The 26,643-nt window shown below is 63.2% G+C and carries 23 protein-coding genes and 1 pseudogene; 11 read left to right on the forward strand and 13 right to left on the reverse strand.

The window, feature by feature from the left end; translation table 11 throughout:
• Positions 1 to 164: 164 nt before the first annotated feature.
• The 4 genes from N2605_RS15065 (at position 165) to N2605_RS15085 (ending at position 6,659) form a co-directional block, all read left to right on the forward strand.
• Positions 165 to 2,909, forward strand: coding sequence for an ATP-binding protein (locus tag N2605_RS15065; protein WP_225125637.1), 2,745 nt, complete (start codon positions 165 to 167; stop codon positions 2,907 to 2,909).
• A 173-nt stretch (positions 2,910 to 3,082) separates the two neighbouring features.
• A complete protein-coding gene (locus N2605_RS15070) occupies positions 3,083 to 4,396 on the forward strand; it encodes an epoxide hydrolase family protein (protein WP_036022790.1) in 1,314 nt (437 codons plus the stop codon).
• A 124-nt stretch (positions 4,397 to 4,520) separates the two neighbouring features.
• Complete coding sequence (locus N2605_RS36455) at positions 4,521 to 6,005, forward strand: enoyl-CoA hydratase-related protein (RefSeq protein ID WP_225126007.1); 1,485 nt, start codon at positions 4,521 to 4,523, stop codon at positions 6,003 to 6,005.
• Positions 6,006 to 6,080: 75 nt separating this feature from the next.
• Positions 6,081 to 6,659, forward strand: a complete 579-nt coding sequence (locus tag N2605_RS15085; RefSeq protein WP_225140298.1) for a cupin domain-containing protein — start codon at positions 6,081 to 6,083, stop codon at positions 6,657 to 6,659.
• Positions 6,660 to 6,817: 158 nt separating this feature from the next.
• On the opposite strand, the gene N2605_RS15090 is transcribed toward N2605_RS15085, so the two are convergent.
• Complete coding sequence (locus N2605_RS15090) at positions 6,818 to 7,570, reverse strand: hypothetical protein (RefSeq protein WP_050991661.1); 753 nt, start codon at positions 7,568 to 7,570, stop codon at positions 6,818 to 6,820.
• Between the two features lie 433 nt (positions 7,571 to 8,003).
• Here N2605_RS15090 and N2605_RS15095 point away from each other — a divergent pair, with 433 nt between their 5' ends.
• Together N2605_RS15095 and copM are read left to right on the forward strand one after the other, a co-directional pair.
• Positions 8,004 to 8,636 carry a hypothetical protein gene (locus N2605_RS15095; protein ID WP_260347168.1) on the forward strand — a complete coding sequence of 211 codons (633 nt, stop codon included), beginning with the start codon at positions 8,004 to 8,006 and terminating at the stop codon, positions 8,634 to 8,636.
• The gene (gene copM, locus N2605_RS15100; protein WP_260347169.1) at positions 8,636 to 9,406 is read left to right on the forward strand and encodes a CopM family metallochaperone; all 771 of its coding nucleotides are present in this window, start codon (positions 8,636 to 8,638) and stop codon (positions 9,404 to 9,406) included. The genes N2605_RS15095 and copM overlap by 1 nt, the downstream gene beginning before the upstream one ends.
• Before the next feature lie 179 nt (positions 9,407 to 9,585).
• Here the strand turns inward: copM and N2605_RS15105 are convergent, their stop codons facing one another.
• Complete coding sequence (locus tag N2605_RS15105) at positions 9,586 to 10,320, reverse strand: DUF3750 domain-containing protein (RefSeq protein ID WP_260347170.1); 735 nt, start codon at positions 10,318 to 10,320, stop codon at positions 9,586 to 9,588.
• Positions 10,321 to 10,480: 160 nt separating this feature from the next.
• Here N2605_RS15105 and N2605_RS15110 point away from each other — a divergent pair, with 160 nt between their 5' ends.
• Entirely contained in the window at positions 10,481 to 10,735 is a 255-nt protein-coding gene (locus N2605_RS15110; protein WP_260347171.1) for a hypothetical protein, read from the forward strand.
• A 564-nt stretch (positions 10,736 to 11,299) separates the two neighbouring features.
• On the opposite strand, the gene N2605_RS15115 is transcribed toward N2605_RS15110, so the two are convergent.
• Complete coding sequence (locus tag N2605_RS15115; RefSeq protein WP_482151222.1) at positions 11,300 to 12,559, reverse strand: glycosyltransferase; 1,260 nt, start codon at positions 12,557 to 12,559, stop codon at positions 11,300 to 11,302.
• Positions 12,560 to 12,742: 183 nt separating this feature from the next.
• Positions 12,743 to 13,522, reverse strand: coding sequence for a class I SAM-dependent methyltransferase (locus tag N2605_RS15120; RefSeq protein ID WP_260347173.1), 780 nt, complete (start codon positions 13,520 to 13,522; stop codon positions 12,743 to 12,745).
• A gap of 87 nt (positions 13,523 to 13,609) precedes the next feature.
• Between N2605_RS15120 and N2605_RS15125 the strand changes: the two genes are divergently transcribed.
• Entirely contained in the window at positions 13,610 to 14,068 is a 459-nt protein-coding gene (locus tag N2605_RS15125) for an Rrf2 family transcriptional regulator (RefSeq protein ID WP_260347174.1), read from the forward strand.
• 74 nt (positions 14,069 to 14,142) lie between these two features.
• Here the strand turns inward: N2605_RS15125 and N2605_RS15130 are convergent, their stop codons facing one another.
• The 5 genes from N2605_RS15130 to N2605_RS15150 all read right to left on the reverse strand — a co-directional run bounded on the left by N2605_RS15130 (position 14,143) and on the right by N2605_RS15150 (position 18,932).
• The gene (locus N2605_RS15130) at positions 14,143 to 14,313 is read right to left on the reverse strand and encodes a hypothetical protein (protein ID WP_157284651.1); all 171 of its coding nucleotides are present in this window, start codon (positions 14,311 to 14,313) and stop codon (positions 14,143 to 14,145) included.
• Positions 14,310 to 15,644, reverse strand: coding sequence for an amidase (locus N2605_RS15135; RefSeq protein ID WP_260347175.1), 1,335 nt, complete (start codon positions 15,642 to 15,644; stop codon positions 14,310 to 14,312). The genes N2605_RS15130 and N2605_RS15135 overlap by 4 nt, the downstream gene beginning before the upstream one ends.
• 97 nt (positions 15,645 to 15,741) lie before the next feature.
• Positions 15,742 to 17,091, reverse strand: coding sequence for a TRAP transporter large permease (locus tag N2605_RS15140; protein WP_260347176.1), 1,350 nt, complete (start codon positions 17,089 to 17,091; stop codon positions 15,742 to 15,744).
• The gene (locus N2605_RS15145; RefSeq protein ID WP_025035930.1) at positions 17,088 to 17,690 is read right to left on the reverse strand and encodes a TRAP transporter small permease subunit; all 603 of its coding nucleotides are present in this window, start codon (positions 17,688 to 17,690) and stop codon (positions 17,088 to 17,090) included. The genes N2605_RS15140 and N2605_RS15145 overlap by 4 nt, the downstream gene beginning before the upstream one ends.
• A gap of 114 nt (positions 17,691 to 17,804) precedes the next feature.
• Positions 17,805 to 18,932: a TRAP transporter substrate-binding protein gene (locus tag N2605_RS15150; protein ID WP_036000349.1), complete on the reverse strand. Its 1,128-nt coding sequence runs from the start codon at positions 18,930 to 18,932 to the stop codon at positions 17,805 to 17,807.
• Positions 18,933 to 19,347: 415 nt separating this feature from the next.
• Here N2605_RS15150 and N2605_RS15155 point away from each other — a divergent pair, with 415 nt between their 5' ends.
• The gene (locus tag N2605_RS15155; RefSeq protein ID WP_225114117.1) at positions 19,348 to 20,628 is read left to right on the forward strand and encodes an amidohydrolase family protein; all 1,281 of its coding nucleotides are present in this window, start codon (positions 19,348 to 19,350) and stop codon (positions 20,626 to 20,628) included.
• A 281-nt stretch (positions 20,629 to 20,909) separates the two neighbouring features.
• The gene (locus tag N2605_RS15165; protein WP_109143956.1) at positions 20,910 to 22,532 is read left to right on the forward strand and encodes an ABC-F family ATP-binding cassette domain-containing protein; all 1,623 of its coding nucleotides are present in this window, start codon (positions 20,910 to 20,912) and stop codon (positions 22,530 to 22,532) included.
• Positions 22,533 to 22,699: 167 nt separating this feature from the next.
• Here N2605_RS15165 and N2605_RS15170 read toward each other — a convergent pair.
• From N2605_RS15170 to N2605_RS15180, 3 genes and pseudogenes are all read right to left on the reverse strand, one after another.
• Positions 22,700 to 23,151, reverse strand: a pseudogene (locus N2605_RS15170) (REP-associated tyrosine transposase).
• A gap of 180 nt (positions 23,152 to 23,331) precedes the next feature.
• Positions 23,332 to 24,384, reverse strand: coding sequence for a type II asparaginase (locus tag N2605_RS15175; RefSeq protein ID WP_225141706.1), 1,053 nt, complete (start codon positions 24,382 to 24,384; stop codon positions 23,332 to 23,334).
• Between the two features lie 292 nt (positions 24,385 to 24,676).
• Positions 24,677 to 24,925, reverse strand: a complete 249-nt coding sequence (locus N2605_RS15180; RefSeq protein WP_260347177.1) for a hypothetical protein — start codon at positions 24,923 to 24,925, stop codon at positions 24,677 to 24,679.
• Between the two features lie 202 nt (positions 24,926 to 25,127).
• Between N2605_RS15180 and N2605_RS15185 the strand changes: the two genes are divergently transcribed.
• A complete protein-coding gene (locus N2605_RS15185; RefSeq protein WP_036000328.1) occupies positions 25,128 to 25,589 on the forward strand; it encodes a cupin domain-containing protein in 462 nt (153 codons plus the stop codon).
• Between the two features lie 6 nt (positions 25,590 to 25,595).
• On the opposite strand, the gene N2605_RS15190 is transcribed toward N2605_RS15185, so the two are convergent.
• On the reverse strand, positions 25,596 to 26,558 hold the full coding sequence (locus N2605_RS15190) for an alpha/beta hydrolase (protein WP_260347178.1): 963 nt from the start codon (positions 26,556 to 26,558) through the stop codon (positions 25,596 to 25,598).
• Positions 26,559 to 26,643: the final 85 nt, after the last annotated feature.

Genomic DNA, 26,643 nt, shown 5'->3' on the forward strand with positions numbered 1-26,643 from the left:
AAGCAACGCGCGCGCCGCGGATTGCATCGCGACGATTGTCGAAGTAGCGGGCGATGCCTTCCAGCCTCCCAGCAAAGCACAGAGGCGCACAGCCATCTCGCGCGAGCGAGCCTGATTCCCTGGGCGTAAGATTCGGCCGGTTTTGTCTTTACGAAAAATCCCGATTGCTCGAAAAAGATCAGGGTCCCGTCAAGATCGGTAGCCGCGCGCTCGACATTCTGTGCCTGCTGGTTGGTCGTGCGGGAGACATTATTCACAAGGACGAGTTGCTGGCGCACGCCTGGCCGAACCTGACGGTGGACGAGGCCAGTCTCCGCGTCCACATCGCAGAGATCCGAAGGGTGCTCGGCGACGGCAAGGACGGTGCGCGCTTCATCACCAACGTACCCAATCGGGGATACTGCTTCGTTGCGACCATCGAACAGCGCCAGCCGGCGCAGGATGCCCCGAAGCCGGCGGCAATGGTCTCGGGCGAACCGTCGTTTCCGCTGCTGCTGACCCGCACGATCGGACGGGAAGATGTGGTTCAGCGCCTCTCGGAGCGATTACTCGCCGAGCAGTTCATTACGCTGCGGGGACCTGGCGGCATCGGGAAGACGACGGTTGCGCTTGCGGTTGCCCACGCATTGTCGGGCCGCGCGCAGGAAGTGCGCTTCGTCGATCTTGGGCCCCTGAAGGAAGGCGAGCTTGTTCCAAGCACCGTCGCTTCGGCGCTCAATCTGGTCGTGCAAACCGCGGACCCGACCTCAAGTATCGTGCAATTCCTGGGCGGCCGGCGCGTCGTGCTCATTCTCGACAGCTGCGAGCACGTCATCGAACATGCCGCACGGCTCGCCGAAGCCATCTATCTGCAGGCGCCTGGCACCAGCATTCTTGCCACCAGCCGAGAATCCTTGCTGGTTCAGGGAGAGCAGATCGTCGAGTTGCCGCCGCTCGCAACCCCCCCCGCGGACCAGGCGCTCACATCGGAGGAGATGCTGGCCTATCCGGCGGTCCGGCTCTTTACGGAACGAGCGACGGCGGCTGGATACAGCGTGGAGATGAGTCCCGACAATATGCGGCTCCTCGCCGGCATCTGCGAGAAACTCGACGGCATCGCGCTCGCCATCGAGCTCGCGGCCGTTCGCCTCGGCGCGCACGGCCTGCGCGAGATCGATGCGCTGCTGGACGGTCGGCTGAAACTGGAATGGCGGGGGCGTCGTACGGCACCGCCGCGCCACCAGACGCTGAGCGCAATGCTGGACTGGAGCTACAATCTCATCACCGACGCCGAACGGCTGGCGCTTCGGCGGCTTGCCGTGTTCGCCGGGGCGTTCACCCTGGAAGCTGCAATAGCGGTTGCCGGAGCTGAGCCCGACGACGAGCAGGTCATCGACATGATCGGGCAACTCGTCGCCAAGTCCCTGCTGTCAGCCAGGCCAATCAAATCGTCGATGCGGTATCGGTTGCTTGACACCACCCGGACCTACGCGCTGAAAAGGCTCAGCGAAAGCGGCGAGGCCAATACCATCGCGCGACGGCACGCGGAATACGTGATGAGCGCGCTGGTCCGTAGCGGGTCGAACGGAAATGCCCTAGGCCTGCCGGCGCGCTCCGAACTGCTCGGCGACGTGCGTGCCGCGCTGTCATGGGCCTATTCGGATGAAGGTGCGGCAGAATTGCGCGTTCCCTTGAGCGGCGCTAGTGCTCCGCTGCTCGTCGAACTGAACCTGCTCAACGAGTGCAGCCGGGTGGCGCAACGCGCCCTCGGAGCGCTCGACGACACCAACCGCGGCGGAATCTGGGAAATCGAACTGCAATCGGCGCTCGGTCACGCAGCCATGTTCACAGAGCGCAACAGCGAGCAGGCCGAGGCCGCGCTGCTACGAGGGCTCTCCGTCGCAAGGAAATTGTCGGATCGACCCAACCAATTCCGGCTGCTGTCGCGCCTCAACATGTTCTACCGGCGAACCGGCGAATGCGACCGCCTGGTACCGTCCGCGGAGGCAGCCGAGGAAGTGGCACGCGAGATCGGCGATCCCGCAGGACTTGCCGGAGCAAGCGTCCTGCTCGGCGTTTCCCATCATTTGGCCGGCAATCAGATCCTTGCGCAGCATCACCTCGAAAAGGCCATGCAAAACGACATCGCGCTGCGCGTTGCCGGTCCCAGCCACTTCGCCTTTGCGCGCACGCCACGCATTCCGCTGGCGCGAACATTGTGGTTGCGGGGATTTCCTGATCAAGCGGTGGAACTCGCCCGTGCGGTCACCAATGATGCCGCGCCAAAAGACGTTGTGATGTACAGCATCGCGCTGTGCTGGGCTGCATCAGTATTTGGCTGGGTCGGCGATTGGGCGAGCGTGGAAAAATTGACCGCGCGCCTGAGCGAACACGCCTTGATGCACGGCTTCGTTCCGTATCAGGCCGTGGCCGACGGATTCCGTGGTCAGGTGATGGTAGCCCGCGGCGACGTGAAGGACGGCGTCGATCTTCTCCACGACGTGCTGCCCCGCCTGCACGCCGACCGCTACGAACTCTACGCATCCGGGTTCAGCGCCGACCTAGCGCAAGGGCTAGGCCGGCTAGGGCGGGTTGAGGAAGCGCTTGAAGCGCTCGACAACTCGATGTCCCGTACATCCGCCGGCGGTGAGATTTTTGATATGCCGGAGTTGCTCCGGCTTCGCGGCAAGCTGAAGGCCCAGGGCGGCGACGAAGACGGCGCGAGGCAGAGCCTCAAATCATCCATTGAACTCGCCGAGACGCAAGGCGCGTTGTCCTGGCGGCTGCGCTCCGAGATTACGCTGGTCGTGCTTTCCGGCAAACAGGGCAAGAAATCCGCGCTGACGGCTTTAGCCCAGACGTTGGCTCGCTTCAGTGAGGGGCTTGAGACAGCCGATTTGCAGTCGGCTCGCGGCCTGCTCCAGTCCTGATCATTCTCGGTGGGCGACGCTTCGCGTTATCGCGAGGCAAGCAAGCGGCCCAGCGGAGCATAACGCGCTTTTACATCACCTAACGAGCAATCTCCCAGGTTCTGCGCAAGTGTGGCGGCGTCACGAACCGCCTGGCCGGCCATATCGACGGCCCGCAAACCAAGGAGATTAAAATGATCGCGCAGTCCACTTCCGAAACGATCGACCAGGATCGCCGCCAACTGCTGGGTACCGCCGCCATGGGCATCGTCGCCGCGGGAGCCGTCAGCCTTCTGCCGTTGCAGCCCGCCTCGGGCAAGACCGCTGGCGAAATCCGCCCCTTCCACGTCCATGTTCCCGAGGCCACTTTGATCGACCTTCGTCACCGCCTCGGCGCGACGCGGTGGCCGGAGAAGGAGACCGTGACTGACGACAGTCAGGGCGTGCAGCTCGCGACCGTCAAGAAGCTGGTCCAGTACTGGCAGACGGACTACGACTGGCGCAAGGTGGAAGCACGGCTCAATGCACTGCCGCAATTCATCACCGAGATTGACGGGATTGACATCCACTTCATTCACGTTCGGTCCCGGCACGACAATGCGCTGCCGCTGATCGTAACGCATGGCTGGCCCGGCTCGATCATCGAACAGCTGAAGATCGTTGATCGCCTGGTTAATCCCCTTGCCCACGGGGCGGCAGCGTCGGATGCTTTTGACGTGGTGATCCCGTCGATCCCCGGCTACGGGTTTTCCGGCAAGCCCGAGACCACCGGCTGGGATCCGCAGCGCATCGCGCGCGCCTGGATCGTGTTGATGAAGCGGCTCGGCTACATGCGGTTCGTCGCGCAAGGCGGCGACTGGGGCAACGCCATCACCGAACAGATGGCGCTTCTCGGCGCACCCGAACTTGTTGGCATCCACACCAACATGCCTGCAACTGTTCCTGACGACGTTGCGGCTTCGCTCCAGGCCGGTGGGAAGCAGCCGTCAGGTCTCTCCGGCGAAGAGCAGAACGCGTGGAACCAGCTCGACTTCTTCTACAAACACGGCCTCGGCTACGCTATCGAAATGGCCAACCGGCCGCAGACGCTGTACGGCATCACGGATTCGCCGGTCGGCCTCGCAGCATGGATCCTCGACCACGATACACGCAGCCATCAGCTTATTGCCCGAGTCTTCGGCGGCGAGACCGCCGGGCTCACGCGGGACGACATCCTCGACAACATAACGCTGTACTGGGTGACGAACACGGCAATGTCATCGGCGCGACTTTATTGGGAGAACAAGCTTCAGTTCTTCCAGCCGAAGAATGTCACTATTCCGGTCGCAGTGAGCGTGTTCCCGGACGAGATCTACGCCGCCCCACGGAGTTGGACGGAACGTGCCTATCCCAAGCTGATCCATTTCAACCGGCTTGATCGCGGCGGACACTTCGCCGCCTGGGAGCAGCCCGAGCTGTTCAGCGCGGAGATGCGCGCCTCGTTCCGCTCTTTGCGTCAATCGTCCTGAAAAATGGAGGCGCGATATTGCGCGCCCCCATCAGCACCTGACGCCCCCTGCCACTCAAACCAAACACGGCGTGTTCACCTGATGGCGCCGACAATGGGAGTTTCCAATGAGAATCCTGATGGTCATGACTTCGCACGATCAACTCGGTAACACCGGCCGCAAGACCGGTTTCTGGCTCGAGGAATTTGCGGCGCCCTACTTCACCTTCCTTGATGCCGGCGCGGACATCACCGTAGCTTCGCCCCGGGGCGGTCAGCCGCCGCTCGATCCCGTCAGCGATACGCCGGAAGGTCAGACCGACCTGACCAGGCGATTCAAGCAGGATCCCGCAGCGCAGGCGGTTCTTGCCAATACGCGCAAGCTGTCGCAGATGAAGCCCGCAGACTTTGATGCGGTATTCTATCCGGGTGGTCACGGCCCTATGTGGGACCTCGCCGAGGATCCGGATTCCGTCGCGCTGATCGAAGCCTTCTACAACGCCGGCAAGCCGGTGGCGGCCGTCTGCCATGCGCCGGGCGTGCTCCGGCACGTCACATACAACGGCGAGCCGATCGTGAAGGGCAAGCGCGTGGCCGGATTCACCAACAGTGAGGAAGAAGCGGTTGGGTTGACGAAGGTCGTGCCGTTCCTTGTCGAAGACGAATTGAGGCGGCTGGGCGGGCTATTTGAAAAGGCGCCGGACTGGCAGAGCTTTGTCATCACCGACGGAAGGCTCGTCACCGGCCAGAATCCAGCCTCGTCAAAGGCCGGCGCCGAGGCGCTGCTCAAGCTCCTGAAGCCTGCAGCCACCCGCGGCATCAGGCTGCAACGCCGCACGCCATCTTATTGGCGCGTCACCTTCGACCTTCCGCCGCTGAATATCTTTGGGCCCGAGAACATTCCGCAGCTCAACGAAATCATCACGGCGATCGAGACCGACCCGCAGGTCAAGGTGGTCGTGTTCGACAGCGCGGTCGAGGGCTTCTTCCTGACGCACTACAATTTCTTCGCCCCACTGGAGGAGTCGACGAAGATTCCGCCGGGGGCCACCGGACTGCAGGCGCTACCTGACCTGCTGGTCCGTCTGAGTCGCGCGCCGGTCGCGTCAATCGCCATGGTCCGTGGCCGCGCCACCGGCGTTGGCAGCGAACTGGCGCTGGCAAGCGACATGCGCTTTGCGAGCCGCGAAAATGCGATCCTGTCGCAATGGGAAGTCGGCGCTGGCCTCGTGCCGGGCGGCGGCCCAATGGCGCGGCTCCCGCGCTTGATCGGCCGGGGTCGTGCCCTTGAGGTGCTGCTAGGCGCCGATGACATCAGCGGGGATCTTGCGGAACGCTACGGTTACGTCAATCGATCGCTGACGGACGCAGAACTCGACGGCTTCGTTGACGCCCTAGCCAGACGAATCGCCTCCTTCGACAAGCAAGCGATCGCCGAGACAAAGCGGCTGGTCAACGTCGCGAGCCTGCCGTCGGATGCGGACATCGCGCCCGAATGGGACGCTTTCCTCGCGTCGGTCCAGCGTCCGGCCAGCCAGAGCCGAATCAAGATCCTGCTCGATCGTGGCTTCCATCGGCCGGGCGATGTTGAGAACCGGCTCGGATATCACGTCGGCCGGCTGAACAACTAACCATCCGGAGAATCCGCGACAAGGGGCTGCCCCGAGGCGGCCCCCTCTCAGGTCTTCGCTAGCAGAGGAGAGGTTATGATCCTCGAGCATCAATTGGATGAGGATACATTCCGAGCGATTCTGCCGGAAGAAATTACGTGGGAGCCGTTCCCGGCGTTTCCAGCGGGCGCACGTCTAGCTGTTATGGTTGGTCACCCCGCCGAACCGGGGCCGTACCTAATTTGGGTTAAAGTACCGCGCGGAACGAAGCTTATGCCGCACAAGCATCCGGAGGACCGGATCTACACGGTCATATCCGGGGTCTTCTATATCGGCCTTGGAGAAGCCTTCGATGACGACAAGCTCAAGGCCTATCCACCTGGGAGCGTCATTGTCCTCCCGGGCGAGACCTGGCATTTCCACTGGGCGAAATCAGGTGAGTACGTCACGCAGGTCTCGGCGCTCGGTCCGCTCGGCCTCGAGTATCACGACTCGCGAGATGATCCGCGCGGCAGTGCGGGGGCCGCAATCGGAAGCGAGAGGAGCAATGGTCGTCTCTGCGACCACAGCAACTCCGCTTCGGGTGAATTCGCCTATCACATCGATAAGCAGTTCCGTCATACTGCAGTCATCGATCCGCGACGACTGTTCGTCAGCAGGGAACGGATTGAATGAGCGGGTTGTCGCATGACCGCAACGGGTCACAAGCTGCGGTCCGACCGCTCTGCTCGTCCGGTCCGGTTTCTCTCCGAGAGCAGGCTTCGCGGCGGTCATGGGCAGTTCGGCTGAGGGCCAATTGACCTGACATTCGATGCAAAAGCGCGTCGGTCCGCTCACGGCGGCGGAAAGGCTCCTGCTATTGGCCCGACGACGTCGCGGCCAGCTGCCGGTCGATGGGATCGAACGAAAATGAAACGAGATGCTACGGGTATATCCGCTTCGGAGCGACCATCCTGGCCGATGAGTATCAATCCGGCGCCGCCATTTGCCACATTCAGAATGATCGGCTCGCCGCTCCATGTCTTGATCGGGTCCATTCCGATGATGAGAAATTCGCCGATAGGCTGGTCGAAATATTGAAGACGCAATTGCGGGCCGACTTCGGCCGCAGCGAGTTCGAGGCCGAACTGCTGGGCGCGTGCGTAAACGTTAGCCAAAGTCACGGTATCGGACGTGAATCCAAGCTGCGCAGGCGATAGATCGAGAAGCTCCACATATGTCTTCCGAGAGCTAACGGTGAACGTCGGCCTAGCAAGGATTTCAGCGGCTTGACCACCGACATTGCAGCCCTTGCTATCGAGTTCGTTGCGCAAGGCAAGAGAGTCGGCGAAGGTACCTATTGTGATCGTTTTCCATGTCGCAACGTCGCGCGCGGACTTAATAGGCTGTTGCGACGCCGGAGCCGAGCGCGTCTTGAGCTTCAGCTTGTTTTGCAACACGTCGCGCGCCGCGCATTGAGCGGACGCGGCGCTCGCAAAGGAAATGACGCAGGCCGCCGAGAGTATGGAAGCCAAAAGGTAGAGGAAAGGTCGGCTTGCTTGGTTATGACCTGCCGCGCGCCGGGCTCGGCTTGTGAAAATACACATGGCAAATGACTTTTCTGAAAACGTTTGGACCGAAAAAGCCCAATTCCGGCAGCGGACGCTGCGCCGACGCGATGCCCTTCTCTTATCCGGCTTCTTCCAACCGTACTCCGTTTAACTAAGACAGCATGTGAACCAGCTCACAGCCTCCTTCGACGCGTGCTTACGCGCTTACATCACCGGCGCCGAACTTGTGATCAACGGCGGCTACCTGCCGCAATAGCCCGCTGCCACGGCGGTACGCGCGCTCAGCATTGCACGGCATACAGCGCGCGTCCGCCGTGATGCAGCTCGATTGAAAAAAGAGTAGGGAGCACGCTTGGCAACGTCTAAACTATCACAAGAGCCATCGCCCTGACATCATGCTCTGGCGTTCTCGTCTCCTACCGCCCGCCTCAATCACGCTTTAGTCACCTCACCACCTGAAGAGCAGAAATTGAACCATCTCGCGTCGCCTCGCTCCTCTGGTTGCCTGCTGGCCCTGATCATCCTCGCATCGGTGGCGGCCCCGGTGCCGGCGCACGCACATGTCAAATGGTTTGCGCCCTATATTGTCGGAGCGCCACCACAGTCGATCGGGGCCACGTTGACCAATGTATGGTTCTGGACCGGCATTGCGCTCGTGCTGGCATTCTTCCTCGCGTCACGAGCCATCGAGAAGTCGAGCGCCGGCGAGACGATCCTGCTGGCCATGGATCGCATCACCGACCCTCTCTGGATGCGCCTCGACGACTTCGTGCGCGTCGTGATCGCCGCCTTCTTCGTGGCGATCTTCGCCGTCGGCGGCGTCTACCTGACGCCAGATCTCAAAACGCCGGCCGAATGGGTGTCCTGGACCCAGCTCCTGATCGCCGGGTTGATCTTCTCTCGCAAGACGCAGCCACTTGCGGCTCTCGGGATCATCGCCTTGTGGCTACTCGCGCTGCGCGACTATGATGTCTTCCATTTGCTGGACTACCTGGCGCTTGGAGTCGGTGTCGCCGCCTATCTGGTGTTGGAGGCTTCATCCAATCCGGAATGGCGCAACCATCGCTTCGAGGCGCTGCGCTGGGGCGTCGCCATCGCCTGATGTGGTCGAGCCTCGAAAAGTTTGCCTATCCGGACTGGTTCTACCCGCTCGTGCAGGAAAAGCCCTTCTTGACCTTCGGCATGCCGCGCGACGTGTTTATCCCGATGGCGGGCGTCGCCGAATTCACGATGGGATTTGGCTTGATCTGGACGCCGCTTGTCCGCCGGCTGTCGGCCATCGCTCTTTTCATCATCTTCAACGCAGCGGTCTATCCGTTCGGGCGAACCGACCTGATCGGACACGCGCTCATCATGGCGGTCGTCGTTGCCATTGCTGCCGATCATAGTCGTGAGGTTCATTTCCTGCCCGCACTCAAGCGAAGGCTTGCCGGCGTCCCGACCGGACTTGCGGCGGCGCTAGTCATTTTCACAACGGGGTACTGGGGACTGCACATTGCGATTTATGGCCTCGAAGGAGACATCGGAACGCTGGCTGGAGAGCGGCTGACCCATACGCCGAACCCCGAACATCCGCATGGCATGCACGGCGCTGCGGCGATAGGGTTGACGGCTCCGGATGCCTACCGCGCCGCCATGGACCGCATGCACGGTCCGATCATGCGAGGCATCACCAACGCTGATCCCGATGCAGCCTTCGTGCTCGGCATGATCCCTCACCATCAAGGCGCAGTCGACATGGCCGAGATCGTCCTGAAATTTGGCAAGGATCCTCGAAACCAGCACTTTGCTCGCGAGATCATCGACACCCAAAGGCGAGAGATCGGCGAGATGCGCGCATGGCTCAGTCAGAAGAACATTCCGCAACCGTGAGGAAGGGCGATGAGCGCGACAGACTCCGTCGTCCTGATTGGTCCCGCTTGAGCGCAGCAGATGCTCGGCAGGAACAAACATCACGTCAGTAAGCAGCCAGCTCTTCTATCGATCCAAGCTCTTACGAAAGGACTGAGCAGTCCACAAACGGTGCGGCCAACCCAGCAGTTCGCTCTCTATCACGACAGGCCGGGGGTTACCCCAAGCCGACCGAGGCCAGGTAGCTTGAGCGCCGGGCGTCGGATGTCGATGCCGAGAACGGCGCCGAAGAAATTGATCTCCAGACCTTCGACCCAGCCGAGCGAGAAGCCGATGTATCCGGCAAGCGAGGCGTAGATGCCCGTGCCGGACGCCGTTACGCCGAACCATTTGCCGGTGTACGGGAAGTCCTTGCCGATCGCGGTCGGCGGCAGGACGGCCCGGAGCTCAGGGACGGAATCGAGTGCGGCCTGCACAAAGGTGTTCGAATTGGGCCCAGGCCAGACGCTGTAATCTCCATAGGATCGAAACCTGTAGTTTTCGACCACATGCCTGATCTTCGGGATCAGCGCCTCCGCAGGCTCGCCATCGACGGCCACGACGATTTCAGGCACAGCGCCGAACCATCGCCCGTCCGGAGCGAAGCCGTTGGTGCGGATCGGCTCGCCCCAGGCCGTGTAGTCGTACCTTGTGTAGGTCGGCGCATCTTTCTCTTTGACGACGATCCAGGTGTGAATCGCGAAGATGCCGCGCCATCTCACCGTTCTTGCTCCGAACACCCGGATGACGGCCTCACGGTGGTCGGCCGCGGCGGTCAATAGACCCGCGCTGGAGCGGTCGGCCGTCTGCCAGCTCTGGCGGCCATCATCCAGCCAAAAATATCTCGCCGCCGATGCGGCAAGCGGTGCGAAGACGAGGAACAGAAAGATGAGCAATGGCTTTTTCAAGGGAGTGGTACGGCGGGGATCTTCGGCAAACATATAGTTCGCATCGATGTCGACGCCATAGCCGCTCCCGGTCGCCGAACGAGCCTGTCACCTCGGTCGGGCGGGCACGAGATCGGTTGAGTTGTTCCGCAACGGATGGAGCACACGCATGGACATGAAGGAAGCCGCGGCAATGACCGAAGCCTCCGGGCTGACGGACGATCAGGGCGGCATGGAGCGGACTTCAGGCCCGCGGCCGGGTTCCGGAGAGCAAGAACGGGCTTTTGCTCCGCAGGCCCGCACGCCGTCGCCAGAGCCGGCGAAGCGATGGGCTGATCAGTTGCGCGAGGTGACGGTGAGGGCGCCGTTACGGTCCTTGCTCGTCGCTTTCCTGGCCGGAGTATGGATCGCTCGCCGCCGCTAGGAACTGTGACAAGAAGCAAGCGGTTTCAGGCGCTGGCATAGGAAAGGGTGGACGATGAGACTTCTGGTTTTGGCCGCGACTGTCCTTCTGGGCACCATCTCGTTTTCCATGGCGCAAAGCTCAGGAGGCGGTTCAGGAGGTGCTTCCTCCGCTGGAGGGGCGGGCGCAACCGGTTCGGGCGGCGCTGGTGGCTCGACGCTCTCGAACGGGACGACGCTGAGCGGAACCGGCGGTTCGCCGGGGCCCAACACGCTTAATGCAAAGGGCCAGGGAACGACGGGCCAGAGACTCGGGCTGCCCCCGTCCGGTCAGGAGGGTGGCGGATCTCGACCGTCTTACAACACGCCAGCCGCCGACGCCGCCATCCAGCAGCTTGGAAACACCAACACGGGTATCCTTAAGAAGTAGCGGTGATCAAGGCGGCGTGCCCACTCGCTATGGCAGCGCTTTGGTCGACGTTCCCTCGCAGTGGACCAGGAGCAGGCATCTGTGTTGATCGGCCGCAAGGGCTGCTCACCTGCATTGCAACCCGAGCCTTTTGAATCGGCCTGTGCAATTTCGGGCCTAATTGAGAAGGTGTTGGCTTCGCAGGAAGCCAATCGCGCTTGCGACGCCGTCTTCGACGCGGATCGCTTCGCCAAGGCGGTTCGCTCGCTGCTGAATCAACGGATTTCCGGTGGCCTCTGCGATCGCGGCGGCCAGCCAATCGGCTGAAAGGTTCCTCACTCCTCTTGATCTTGGTCCGACGCCCAGATCATCGATGCGCCTTCCCCAGAACGGCTGGTCGCCAAAGAAGGGACAAATGATATTCGGCTTGCCAGCTCGAAGCGCAGCCCCCGTAGTGCCGGCCCCGCCGTGATGGACGCAGGCCGACATCAGCGGGAACAACTGCGCATGCGGTGCGCCTTGGATGAAATGGACGTGACTGGCTCCGAGATCGCCTCGAAGAGCACCGCCGCCGACCGCTAGAACGCCGCGTTTCCCAGCCTTGGCCAATGCCTCCAGTACGAGTTTCGTCAGGGACGTCGGGTCGACACCTGGCATGCTGCCAAAGCCCACATAAACAGGCCGCTCATCGCCCTCTACGAAGCGCTGGAGTTGCGGGTCAGGCTGCCAAATGTCGTCGCCTCCCAGGAACCAGTACCCAGTCACCGCGACAGTATTCGGCCAGTCCGGCGGAACGGGCACGACATGCGGACTATAGGCGTAGAGCGTCGCGCGAGGCCGCAGCTTCTTCTCCGGCGTGTTTGCGAGGTGGAGTTCGGTGGCCCGCCATTCCCCGATCATCCCGCGAAAGAGGGCGTAGGCGCTGTGAGCCATCGCGCTGTGCGTGAGTCTGTTGAGGGGGCCAAGCGAGCGGAACGGCACGAGCGGGCTCGCGAACGCTGCTGTCGGTGTGAAGCCAGGCAGGGGAGAAGCCAGAACGGCAGGGCAGGATAACTTTTCAGCGATATGCGCCGCGGCGATGGCCTTCGGGTGATAGATGATCAGTTCTGGACGAAATCGTCGGGCGGCTTGCCATTCGGCGCTGAGCTGTTGGCGGCCGATCGGCCTGAACTGCTTCAGCATCCTGAAGCCAGCCATAAACCCCGCACCGCCCGCCATTGCCGCCTTGGCTTCCGGGGTTTCCAGGAGGGCGAGATATTCACTCGGAAGATGCGCGAAAGCGATGCCGCGGCTCACGACGAACGATTCGAACTGCGAGGGCGCGGCGATCAGCACTTCGTGCCCGGCCTGCTTCAGACCGAGCGCCAAGGCGAGATAGGGTTGCACGTCGCCGCGGGTGCCTAGTGTATGGATTGCGACTCGCATGCTTCTGACCATTGAGAAATGGATTGGGACGACAACCGCTGCTCAGACAAGCCGCTTCTGATTAAGCTTTGACCACACCCCACCCATGTGTCGCAATCGGGCGCGAGTTTCTGCTCACTGGTCAGACGCTCGGGTTTCGGGAGATCGAGAGATCGGCCGATAGTGTGACGGCCCGCCAGGCTTTATGTTTGAGCCTCATCGTTCAGCGACGCCAATGAGCGCGGTCGAGCTTATCGGCAGCACCGGACGACCATCGGCTCTGGCCCGCACCTCGGCAATCACCGCAGCCTTTTCGATGTCGTCCAGGCTGGTCCAGTCGGGCGACATGCCAAAGAGCGTGTCAGGCGCGTCGAGCGCCGCGACGTCGAGCAGATAATCATGAGTCACCGTGTCGATCCGGGGATTGCGATAGCCGGCAGCGACGAGGGCGCGGGCGAAATCGTGCGGATCGCTCAGGGCCTGAACGGCTTCAGGCATTGCCATGCCCGGCCGAGCAGGGAACAGCTTTTGCCGCACTTCGCCCAACAGGAGGAAGGTCGCCGCGCCCCGTTTCCGCCAGGTCGCAACCACGCCATGCCCGCCGGGCCGCGTCACCCGTCGCATCTCGGCCAAACCCTTGCGCCAATCGGGGAACATGATGACACCGAAGATCGAAAAGACGGCATCGAAATGCGCGTCGGGCAGGTCCAGCGCCTGTCCGTCCATGACCCGCGCCTCCACATTGGGCAGACCAGCGGCGGCGATGCATGCCACCATGCCGGGCGAGAAGTCGGTCGCCAGGACACGTGCGCCGGTGCGCGCGGCTGCGAGGGCGAGCGCGCCGGTGCCGGCTGCCACGTCGAGAACATGACTCTGAGGCGTCAGGGTTACGCGCGCCAGCGCCGCCTCCGCAAACAGGGCGGTGAAGGGGTGCGCGGTCTCTCGATAATGCCTGGCTGCGCTGTCCCAGTGGTCTGGATCCTCAAACTGTCGCACTTCCGATCGCTCGCGTATCATGTAACTTTATATGTAGCATGACTGCGTGCCCTTGCCAATGATGGGATGCATGCGAAAGATCAGCCGATGCGAAACGACAGCCGCCTTTCCCGAATGCTGCATGTGCTGCTCCACATGGCGCGACATGACGGCCCCATGACCTCGGAGGCGATCGGCACGATGCTGGGGACCAATCCGGTCGTCGTTCGCCGCACATTGGCGGGGCTGCGCGATGCGGGCTATGTCCGGTCGGACAAAGGGCATGGCGGCGGCTGGGTCATCGCGTGCGACCTCGAGCGCGTGTCACTTCTCGATGTCTATCGTGCGGTTGGTGGTCCCCGGCTATTTGCGATCGGGAACGAGCATTCCAATCCAGACTGTGCGATCGAGCAACTCGTCAACGCAGCGGTGGACGATGTCCTTCGCGATGCCGAAGCATTGCTGGTCGAACGGTTGGGCGCGGTGAGCCTCGCAGACTTGAGCAAAGGTCTCGACGCGCGCTGCGCAGGCGATCCCAGGTGGCAGCTCGAACAGGTTGGCCGCTAAAGCTCTCTTCTTGTCGTAATTCCGGCTGCTCCGGCCAATGCCGAGAAGTGAAGCGTCTTCTTGCCATGGGGCATTCAGCGAGGCGCGCCGTTCGTCCGCAGGGATCGCACGAAATCGATCACGGCCAGCACCACGACGCAGACAACGATGATGATGAGCGGAATGGCCTTGATCCAGACCAGCAGGATTCCAAGAAATGCGATCATGAGCGCGAGGCCGATGAGTCCGGTGATCAGATTGGTCATCGCACTTTCCTTTTCTCCGCGCCGGGAGCGGATTTCGACCCGGCGCTCGGGACGTTGCGCCGACCGCTGCCACGCATGCGCCCGATGCTCTTGATCAGCCAGTGCGCCGTGCGCAAGAGGCGGGCGTCGTTGCCGCGGCGGCCGACGAGCTGGACGCCCAGCGGAAGGCCCGTTTCGGAACGCATCAATGGCAGGCTGATCGCGGGCACGCCGAGATACGTCCAGAGCGAGCAGAAGACCGGGTTGCCCGTCGTCTCGATGCCGGGTGCCGCGCCCGGCGCTGCGGGCGTCAGGATGGCGTCGTATTCATCGAAAAGGTGGTCCAGAGCCTGGTTGAGCGGCGCAATCCCGGCCAGAGCGTTGCAATAATCCGCCGCAAGATGCGCGCGGCCGCGCTCGATCGCCTGGCGCAGACGCGTGCTCAGCCTGTCGCCGCCTCGCTGGTCATCGCGCCGCAAATTGTGCGCCATATCGACTTCCATGATGATGCGGTGCATGTCGACGGCCCCGTTGAAGCTCGGCCCAAGCTCGACTTCGCTGCACGCTTCGCCCAAAGCGTCGACGAGCTCGGCAAAGGCTTCACGCATCTCCGGCTCGGCCTGATCCCAGACCGGAGAGCGCACAAAGGCAAATCGCGGCGGCAACGGCGGCTCGCTCGCCGCGACCGCAGAGAATGGCGGGCGCGCAACAGGCCGGGTGTCCGGATCCTCCGGGTCGAAGTCGACCATGACCTCCGCCAGCAGGGCCGCGTCCTCGACGCTGCGCCCGAACACGCCGACATGGTCGAGCGTACGCGACAATTGGAGCGCGCCGCTGCGTGGAATGAGGCCGTGCGTGGGCTTGAAGCCGACCACGCCGCAGAAGGCGGCAGGGCGGATCACCGAACCGTTGGTCTGCGAGCCGATGGCTCCCGGCACCATCAGCGCCGCGACGGCCGCGGCGGAGCCCGAGGACGATCCGCCGGGGGTGTGATTTCGGTTGTGCGGATTTCGGGTCTTGCCCGGATTGTAGTACGCGTACTCCGTGGTCACCGTCTTGCCGAGGATCACCGCTCCAGCCGCCCGCAGACGCGCCACGGCCGCCGCATCGCGCCGCGGCGTGCGTCCGGCCCACAGCTCCGATCCGAATTCGGTCGGCATGTCGCCGGTGTCGAAGATATCCTTGATGCCCACGGGCACGCCATGCAGCGGGCCTGTGGCCTTGCCGTGCTTGCGATGATCGTCGGCCGCCTCGGCTTGCCGCACCGCGTGGTCGCGATCGAGAAACGCCCACGCCTGGATATCGCGATCGACCTCATCGATGCGCCTGAGGCAGTCGCCGACGAGCTCCACCGAGCTGAGCCGGCCCTCGCGGATGCCGGCCGCAGCCTCCGCGAGGCCGAGCGCGTTGAGACTCATGCGCAGCCTCTCGTCGGTTTGCCGGGTCCGCTCATCGCGCCCCATAGAGATAGCTCGGCAGCCACAATGCGATCCCCGGGAAGATGTAGACTAGTGCCATGGTGAGGAAGACCAGGCCGACGAACGGAAGCGCGCCGGAGAAGATGTCGGTCAGCTTGACCTCGGGCGGCGCCACGCCCTTCAGATAGAAGGCGGCCATCGCGACTGGCGGCGTGTTGAAGGCCGTCTGCGTGTTCAGTGCGACCAGGATGCCGAAGAAGATCGGATCGATGCCGTACTGCGGAAGCAGCGGCAGGAAGATCGGGACGAAGATGATGATGATCTCGGTCCATTCCAGCGGCCAGCCGAGCAGAAAGATGATGATCTGGGTCAGCAGCAGGAACTGGATCGGCGAAAGGTTCATCGAAGTGAAGAACTGCTCGACCACCGATTGTCCGCCAAGGACGGCAAACACCGCCGAAAACGTCCAGGATCCAATGAAGAGGTAGCAGACCATCGCCGTGGCGCGCACGGTCAGGTACACGGATTCGCGTATCATCTCGTAGTTGAGCGAACGATAGGCGGCCGCCAGCACGATGCTCATGAGGGCTCCCACCGCGGCAGCTTCCGAGGGCGTCGCCAGCCCAAACAGGATCGCGCCGAGCACCGAAATGATCAGCAACGCGAGCGGCAGGAACGACGTGGCAAGCGCCCAGATGACCTTCGAGGTCGGCACGTCGGTCTGCTCGCGGGGCAGCTTCGGCGCGAGCGCGGGATTGATGATCGCGCGCGTCATCGCATAGAGGACGTACAAGCCGGCCAGCATGAACCCGGGAAAGAACGCGGCCGCGTAAAGCTTGACCGCCGAGACGCCGGCGGTCGCCGCATAGACGATCAGGAGAATGCTCGGCGGAATCAGGATGCCCAGGCAGCCACCGGCGCAGACGACGCCCGCCGACAGCTTGGCGTCGTAGCCCGCTCGCAGCATCGCCGGCAATGCCAGCAGCCCCATCAGCGTGACGACGGCACCGACGATGCCGGTGGCGGTCGCGAACATGGCGCAGGTGATCAGCGTGGCCACGGCAAGTGCGCCCGGCACGTTCTTCATCGACAGCTGCAGCGAGTAGAACAGGCGGTCGAGGATGTTTGCGCGCTCGATCAAATAACCCATGAACAGGAATAGCGGAACCGCCACCAGCACGTCGCTGGATGTGACCTCGAACGTCTTCTGCACCAGAAGCGTGAAGATGCGGTTCTGGAAGAAGTCCTGACCGGGGGTGTAGTAGGCATAGTAGCCGAACGAGACGCCCATCGCCATCAGCGTGAAGGCGATCGGGAAGCCGAGCATGATGATGAAGATGAAGAGGCCCAGCATCAGCATGCCGAGTTGAGGATCGGTCATGCGCCTGGTCCCTTCTCACTCTGCGGCTCAGCCGCGTGCTGCTGATGTTCGCGGATGACGAGGCTCTCGGTCTCCTCCACGTCGTGCAGGCGCTGCGGCCATCGACCGGTGCGGATGCACAGCACGCAGCGGATGATCTCGGCGACCCCTTGCAGGAACAAAAGGAAGCCGGTGAGCGGGATCAGCGCCTTCAGTGGAAACACGGGAACGCCGGCCGGACTGAAGATGCTGACTTCGCGGAAGCGCACCGACATCTGGGCGTAGTTCCAGCCCGAATACATCAGCGCCGCGATCGCCGGCAGGAAGAACAGGATATACAGGACGAGGTCCATCGTCGCCTGGGTGCGCGGCGACCAGAGGCGGTAGACCACGTCGGCGCGGACATGGCCGTTTCGCGAGAGCGTGTACGCGCCGGCCATCAGGAACATCGCGCCATAGGTGATGTAGCTGATGTCGAAAGCCCAGGTGGTCGGCGCACGCAGCACGTAGCGCACGAACACCTCGTAGCTGACTCCCAGGGTGAGAACGAGGATCAGCCAGGCGAACGCCTTGCCCACCCACGTGCTGAGCTCATCGATGAAGAACAGGAATTTCGTCATGCGAGCTGAACTCGCTGCGAGCAGTCCATCCGGATGTCCCCCTCCAACTCATGGGCGGCGCTTCAATTGCGCCGCCCTCGCGATAAGACCTGACGCGATCCCCCGCGACAGCCGTCAGACCTTGAGCACGCCCGGGAAGTGATGCTCGAAGGCGCCGCGGTAGTCCGTCGCGTTGTTCATGTTGTAGTAAACCACGCGGCGCACCCATTCCTTCTGCGAATCCATCACCTTCTTCATGAACGGATCCGAGCCGAGCTGGGCGATCAGACCGTCCCACGCCTTGATCTGCGCGTCGAACACAGACTTCGGTGTGCGCTGGACGTTGACCTTGTCCTTGTTGATCAGCTCCTGCAGGTCCTTCGAATAATAATCCATGGCCTTCCATTCGTTGGCGGAGGACACGGCTTCGGCGGCGTATTGCAGGATCGCCTGCTGTTCCTTCGGCAGCGCGTTGAATTTCGTCCGGTTGAACATGATCTCGAAATATTCCGTCGCCTGATGATGGCTGCCCATCATGTAGTTCTTGGCGACATCCTGCGCGCCGAAGCGCCGGTCCGAGGTCGGATTGTTGAACTCGAACCCGTCGATCACGCCGCGCTCCATCGCGGGTACGATCTCGCCGCCGGGCAGCTGCGCGACCGATGCGCCCATCGCCTGGAAGAGATCGGCGGCCAGACCCACCGTGCGATATTTCAAGCCCTTGAGATCGGCGTCGCTGGTGATCGGCTTCTTGAACCAGCCGAGCGGCTGGGTCGGCATCGGCATGGCGAAGAAGCTCTTGATGTTGACGTTCATGATCTTGGTCTGGAGTTCCTCGAACAGCTCCTTGCCGCCGCCGTTGTGGATCCAGCCAAGGCCTTCGTTGGCGTTGAAGCCGAACACCGGGCCGGTGCCGAACAGCGAGGCGGCCTTGTGCTTGCCGTACCAGTACACCGTCACCGTGTGTGCCGCGTCGATCTGGCCGCCATGAACGCCGTCGAAGACCTGGAACGGATGCACGACCGAGCCGCCGACCAGATAGTCAATGCGCAGCCGGCCTCCGGCCATATCGTTGACGCGCTTCACATAATCTTCGGCCATCTCGTTGAAGACATCGGCCTTGCCCCACGAGCCCTGCATCTTCAGGGTCGCTGTCTGCGCCCGGCTGACTTGCGGCATGGCGATGGTGGCAGCGCCGGCCGCGCCGGCGGTCAGCAGGAATTTGCGACGAGTTGTTCTGGTCTTTTCGGACTTTGCAGTCATGGACGTCCTCCCTGGCGGCCTGATTGTTCGAACGCGTTTCGACGCGCTTGTCGTTGTGAACCGCTGGAGGTATGCCGCATTCCAGCGACTTTGATCACAGTTTGGACGCATTGCCGGCATCCGACAAGCCCCGGTGTCGCATTATTGGTCTTAGACGTTCGACTCCAAGCAGCCGGATATTCACGCGCATGTCGCGGCGCAGCAAAGATGCAGCCGGACTTCTGCCAGTGGTGCCCGCCCGATGCGATTCTGGAAAATTTCGCGGCTCCTCAGGGCTCGCGTGCCGTCATAGGATCGGATCATCCGGGCTTCATTTCCAAGCCCGTTCGTTGTGAACTCGACCTTGGCGGCGGAAGCAGATCTGGACATCCAGCCCGGCCGTTGCCGCGAACAAAAGCACAGAGGGGGGATCATCATGCTTGCGTTGTCACGCCGCGATTTCCTGGCACTCTCGACGGCGGCCGCCGCCGTCGGCCTCGCCGCGCCCGCGCGCGGGGCGATGGGGCCGAACGACAAGTACGATCTGGTGATCCGCGGCGGCGAGGTGCTCGACCCCAGCCAGTCGCTGCGCGCCAGGCGCGATATCGGTATCCGCTGGGGCACGATCGAGGCGGTCCAGGAGACGATCCCGGCCGAGCGCGCGCTGAAGAGCATCGACGCCTCGGGCAAGCTGGTGATGCCCGGCCTGATCGATCTGCATTGTCACGTCTATCCCTACGGCTCGGCCATCGGCATTCCCGCCGACGAGCTGGTCCAGTTCCAGGGCACGACGACCGTCGTGTCGGCGGGCGATGCCGGCGTCAACAATCTGGCGGCGTTGCGCCGCTTCATCGTGGCCCAGACGCGGGCGCGGATGTACGCCTTCGTCCACATCGCCAATAACGGCCTGTCGGCGTTCCCGGTCGCCGAGCTCCACAACATTGATACAGCGCAGACCGAAGCCTGCGCCATGGCACTGGCCGAGAATTCGGACTTCCTGCTCGGGGTCAAGGTGCGCATGTCGGAAAACGTCATCTTCAAGCATGGGCTCGAGCCGCTCAAGCGCGGCATCCAGGCGTGCGAGATGTGCGGCTGGCCGGCGAAGATGATGGTACATATCGGCGGCGTCGAATCCAAGGAGCTGATGTCGCAAATCCTCGACCTGATGCGCCCGGGCGACGTGCTGACGCATGCCTATTCGGGCGCCCCGAACATGTCGAGCGTGTTCACGAATATCGTTCAGGACGGCAAGCTGCTGCCTGCGGCTCTCGCGGCCAAGCAGCGCGGCGTCATGTTCGACGTCGGGCATGGCGGCGGCAGCTTCGATTTCACCGTGGCGGAAGTGGCGATCCCCGGCGGATGCGCTCCTGATACCATCTCTTCGGACATCCACGTCTTCTCCGGCAATTCGCCGGGGATTCCCTTCCTGCCCAACGTCATGAGCAAGTTCATGACGCTCGGTTTCACGCTGGAGCAGGTGGTCGCAATGGCAACGACCGCGCCGGCGAAGATCATCAGCCGCGCGCCGAAGATCGGCACGCTGCAGGTCGGTGCGCCCGCCGACGTCGCGATCATGGAGCTGGTGGAGGGACCGGTCAGCTTCGTCGACACGCGCAACAACAGGAGGGAAGGGAAAGCCCACCTCAAGCCGATCCAGACCGTCATCAACGGCGTGCCGTTCGGGCGGCCGTATCAGGCGCCGTTCTCAGTAAGATAGAGAGGCGGCGCCGGTCTCAGGTCTCTTCGAGATTCGGCGAAAGTTCTTACAGGCCGAGCGTTGATCTCCGGGCCTTCGACCCAGCCGATGGAAAAGCCGACATATCCGGCAAGCGAAGCATAGATGCCCGTGCCGGACGCAGTTTGCCCGACCCATTTGCCCGTAGGCCCCGAACCGAGCGGTCACGAGCGAATGGGCTGAATCCCGGCCTGTCCCGGGCTTCCCCTCACGCCCCGTATGGCCTATGACGCTGCAACGCAAAAATCCCCCAAAAGTCACTCATGATCCGCCTCGACAACGTCAGCAAGCAAGCCGGCCACCAGATCCTGTTCATCGAAGCCTCCGCGGCCCTCAACAAGGGGGAGAAGATCGGTCTCGTCGGCCCGAACGGCGCCGGCAAGAGCACGCTGTTCCGGATGATCGCCGGCGAGGAACTGCCCGACGAGGGTCAGGTCTCCATCGATCGTGGCATCACCATCGGCTATTTCAACCAGGACGTCGGCGAGATGAGTGGCCGCAGCGCGGTGGCCGAGGTGATGGACGGCGCCGGCCCCGTCAGCGAGGTCGCGGCTGAATTGCGCGAGCTCGAGGCCGCCATGGCCGACCCCGACAAGGCCGACCAAATGGACGAGATCATCGCCCGCTATGGCGAGGTGCAGCACCGGTTCGAGGAGCTCGACGGCTATGCGCTCGACGGCCGCGCGCGCGAGGCGCTCTCCGGCCTCGGCTTCAGCCAGGAGATGATGGACGGGGATGTCGGCAAGCTGTCCGGCGGCTGGAAGATGCGTGTGGCGCTGGCGCGCATTCTCCTGATGCGCCCCGACGTCATGCTGCTCGACGAGCCGAGCAACCATCTCGATTTGGAAAGCCTGATCTGGCTGGAAAAATTCCTGCACGATTACGAAGGCACGCTTCTGATGACCTCGCACGACCGCGAGTTCATCAACCGCGTGATCTCCAAGGTGATCGAGATCGATTCCGGCTCGCTCACCACCTACACCGGCGATTACGAATTCTACGAGCAGCAGCGGGCGCAGAACGAGAAGCAGCAGCAGGCGCAGTTCGAGCGCCAGCAGGCCATGCTCGCCAAGGAGATCAAGTTCATCGAGCGCTTCAAGGCGCGCGCCTCGCATGCGGCCCAGGTGCAGAGCCGGGTCAAGAAGCTCGACAAGATCGAGCGGGTCGAGCCGCCGCGCCGCCGCCAGAGCGTCGCGTTCGACTTCCTGCCGGCGCCGCGCTCGGGCGAGGACGTCGTCGCACTCAAGAACGTGCACAAGGGCTATGGCTCAAAGCGCATCTATGACGGGCTGGACTTCATGATCCGCCGTAAGGAGCGCTGGTGCGTGATGGGCGTCAACGGCGCCGGCAAGTCGACGCTGCTCAAGCTGGTTGCCGGTGCGAGCGAGCCGGACGAGGGCACCGTGGCGCTGGGCGGCAGCGTCAAGATGGGCTATTTCGCCCAGCACGCGATGGATCTGCTCGACGGCGAGCGCACCGTGTTCCAGTCGCTGGAGGACGCGTTTCCGACGGCGGGGCAGGGCTCCTTGCGCGCGCTCGCCGGCTGCTTCGGCTTCTCCGGCGACGACGTCGAGAAGCGCTGCCGCGTGCTCTCGGGCGGCGAGAAGGCGCGCCTCGTCATGGCCAAGATGCTGTTCGACCCGCCGAACTTCCTGGTGCTGGACGAGCCCACCAACCATCTCGACCTCGCCACCAAGGAAATGCTGATCAACGCGCTGTCGGATTTCGAGGGCACCATGCTGTTCGTCTCGCACGACCGGCATTTCTTGGCGACGCTGTCGAACCGCGTGCTGGAGCTGACGCCGGAGGGCATCCACCAATATGGCGGCGGCTACACCGAATATGTCGCGCGCACCGGCCAGGAGGCGCCGGGTTTGCGGAGCTAGTGGTGGGCGGTAGCCCGGATGGAGCGAAGCGCAATCCGGGATCCGTGTGCGACGTCGGCGCTCGTGTCGTGCCGCGGGACCATCCCTGGATTGCGCTGCGCTCCATCCAGGCTACGGGCGGCCGTGATGGACCGGTAGTCCGGATGGAGCGTAAGCGTAATCCGGGATCAGTCTCCGCGTTCACCAAAGCTGCCGCTTATCTCGCCGGCTCCTCCCCAATCGGGAGGTAGAATACCAGCGCGAACGTAGTGATGGAGCGAGCTGTAGGGCCACTCAATCGCCGCTGCAACGAGCCCGTGCTTGACCGGCTTGTAGTGAATGTAATCGGCGCAGCGCTCGAAATCCGCATCGTTACGAATTGTGTGTTCCCAAAATCGCCGCTGCCAGAGCGCGTACTCGCCGCGATGATTGCGGCAGATCGGTGCGCCGGAAGCTGCCAGCCGGTGTGTGAAGGCACTCTTGATGCGCTTCCAACGACCCGCCGTTCGGCACGCGTTACGCGAAATGCGCTGCGGAGCTCGTCGACATGATCAACCAGCACGGATGACATTCGATCGTCCAGCGTGACGGTGAAGAAGAACATCCCGCCGGGTACGAAATTTCGCCGATAGCGAACCATGCGAGGGACTTTCCCGGATTGCGCTTCAGTCGGGCGAAGGATGGGCCGAAGCCCGGATGCCGCGCAGGGCAATCCGGGGAGTGCTACAGGGACAGTCGTGCCGGTGCTTGGTCTGCCCCGGATTACGCTGCGCTTCATCCGGGCTACAACTAGGGCGGCCCTCCGGGTCCGGATCATGCTCTAATAAGCATAGAACATCCGCTGAATGTCCTTGGTGTCGGTCGTCTTGGTCAACGCCAGCATCAGCAAGATGCGCGCCTTCTGGGGATTGAGCGTATCCGAGACGACGAAGTCGTGCTCATCGTCCTTGGCCTCGCCATTGCGCGCGACGATGCCGTTGCCGACACGGCTGCTGCGAAGGATCACCACGCCCTTCTTGCGGGCATCGTCGAGCGCCGGCTCGACCGCCGGGCGGGCGAGGCTGCCGTCGCCTACGCCGGCATGCACGATCCCCTTGGCGCCGGCGGCGACAAAGGCGTCGATCGCGACCCGGTTCATGTTGGCGTAGCCGTAGACGATGTCGACCTGCGGCAGGACATCGAGCTTGGATACGTCGAATTCGGAATCCGCCGTGTGCCGGCGGGTCGTTTGGCGATAGAAATACGGCTTGTTGCCTTGCATGTAGCCGAGAAAGCCGAGTTCAGGCGTGCGAAAGGTGTCTGCCGTGGACGTGTTGTTCTTGGTGACGTCGCGTGCCGCGTTGATCTGATCGTTGAGGGCGACGAGCACGCCCTTGCCCACGGCCTCTTCACTGCCTGCGAGGATCACCGCATTGAAGAGGTTGATCGGGCCGTCCGCGCTGATCGCGGTCGACGGCCGCATCGCACCGACGACGACCACGGGCTTCTTGCTCTTGACGACCAGATTCAGGAAATAGCTGGTTTCCTCGATCGTGTCGGTCCCGTGCGTGATCACGATCCCGTCCACGTCGTCCTGCGCGAGGAGCGTATTGACGCGCTTGGCGAGCTTCAGCCAATAATCATTGTTCATATTCTCGCTGGCGATCTGGAAGACCTGCTCGCCCTTGACGTTGGCCACCGTTTTCAACTCGGGGACTGCGTTCAAGAGGGTCTCGATGCCCACCGTGGCTGCGGTATACCCGATGACGGTGGTGCTGCTCGCCCCGCTGCCGGCGATCGTGCCGCCGGTTGCGAGAACCATGACGTTGGGCAGGCCGGGGCCTCTCGCGTTGGCAACGTCAACGATCATGAGCAGCGCAAAGAGCACGCTCATTATCGCCATCATGTGATCACGCACGCGGAACTGCAACATCTCGTCCATCCTTTGCTGGAAGCCTCGTTGATGCGCCCCGGTTCGCTCAGCGTCGCATCATCTGTCAGCCGCTGCGTTCTGTCTAGGGTCGCGGCGCGTTTGCTTTACGCGCTCGGCGCGTGTCGGAAACTGGCGGTGGGGAGGCACCAAAAAGCAAATGGCCGGGACATTCTCGCGCGAAGACGCGCTTCTGCCCGGCCATGACGGCATTTCGGTTGTGGCTTTGCTGAAAAAGCCGGGAACGGACTGCGCGTTACGCGCTGGTCTCGCACTTCTTGATGAAGCTGTTCTTGGCGGCGCCGGCGAGCGGCTTGCCGTCGGCGCTGACGGCCTTGGGCGCGCAGGCGTCTTCCTTGCACTTCTTCAGAAACGAGGTCTTGGCGGCGCCGGCCAGCGGCTTGCCGTCCTTGCCGACGGCCTTGCTCTCGCAGGTTTCTTGCGCAAGGGCCGAGCCCGCTGCGAAGGTGGCAACGATCGCAGCGAGAAAAATCCGTTTCATCATGGGGGTCTCCTGAACCAGAAATGGCCGGGAGAGTGGAGCCGGGAATCGTGGCGCAATCAAGCAGGATGAGCACTGGGCGGCCCGGTCGCCCGCTGATTTTTGCGCGCCAGCTCGGAAGATGTCGCCTCTGTTGCAGTGCTCGCTGACCGCATCGGGCGATCCTGCTAGCGTCGGTCCCTTGAGATGGAGAGGAAGCATCGTGATGGACGCCGCGATCCCGCACGACCAGGCAGCCGATCGGCATTCCCACCTGGTTCGACCCCAAGACATGGATTGGCAGAAGACGCGCTTTCCGGGCTGCGAGGCCAAGACGCTACTGTTCGATCGCCGTACGGGGCTGATGACCGCCTTGATGCGTTTTGCGCCAGGATCGGTGCTGCCCGATCACGAACATGTCGGCATCGAGCAGAGCTGGGTGATCGAAGGCGCGCTCGTCGACAAGGAGGGTCCGGCCAAGGGCATTGCCTGCAAGGCCGGCGAATTCATCTGGCGCGAGGCGGGGAGCCGGCATGCCGCCTGGTGCCCCGACGGCGCGTTGATCCTGGCGATCTTCCAGGTGCCGAACAAGTTTTTCGAGGCCGACGGCCGCGTGGTCGATGCCGCTGGCCAGGACTGGGATGAGACCTGGGGGCACACCGCGGCGCAGCGGGCGCAGAGCGCCTGATCGCCTTCATGCGCCGCGCATCAGCAGCGCCTTGAAGTCGGCCCGCGCGCGCTGCGCCTCAGTGCGCGCGACGTCGGAGGCGTCGCCCATGCCGAAATAGCCATGGATCAGGCCGGGGCCCTCATGGTGCCTGACCTTCACGCCGGCCGCCTCCAGCGCCCGTGCATAGGCGGCGCCTTCGTCGCGTAGGGGATCGAACCAGGCGGTGGTCACGACCGCGGGCGCGACGCCGGCCAAGGAGGCGGCCCGCAGCGGCGAGACGCGCCAGTCGCCGGCGTGCGCGGGATCGGCGAGATAATGGCCGCAGAACCATTCCATCGTCGCCCGCGTGAGGAAGTAGCCCTCGGCGTTCTCGCTGCGCGAGGGATAGCGCGCGTTCTCGCGCGCATCAGCATAAGCGCCGACGACGTCGGTGACCGGATAGACCAGCAGTTGCGCGGCGAGCTTGATGCCGGCCTCCCGGCAGGCGATCGCGCTCGCCGCTGCGAGATTACCGCCGGCGCTGTCGCCGGCAACGCCGAAGCGCGTTGCGTCACCGCCAAATTCCGCGACGCGGCCAAACACGTCGCTGACCGCGGCGAAAGCATCCTCGAAGGCGCCGGGAAAGCGCGTCTCGGGCGGGCGGCGATAGTCGACGGAGACGACGACCGCGCCGGTCTCGATCGCAAGGTTGCGCGCCTGCCGGTCGTGGGTTTCGAGATCGCCCGCAACCCAGCCGCCGCCGTGGAAGAACACCACGGTCGGTGCCGGCGCGGCGCCGATCCGGTAGACCCGTGCGGGAAGCAGACTGGCGCCGCCTTTCACCCTGATGTCCTCGACGCTATCGACCGGCGGCGGCGGAATGGCGGCACGCGAGGCAGCGAGTGCGCGCAAGGAATCGCGGGCGCTCTGTGGCGTCATGACCGTGGGATCGCGCATCGGCATAAGCGGAATGATCTGGGCGATGACGGGATCGAGCGGTGCGGCCATGGGCTTTCCTCACAGGGTTCTTGGTCTTGCTTGGTCATTAGCATAGGTTTTGCGGGCCGCATCGGCAACCGGCGTGCGTCGCGAG

It is taken from the genome of Bradyrhizobium yuanmingense, assembly GCF_025200905.1.
GTDB lineage: Bacteria > Pseudomonadota > Alphaproteobacteria > Rhizobiales > Xanthobacteraceae > Bradyrhizobium > Bradyrhizobium yuanmingense.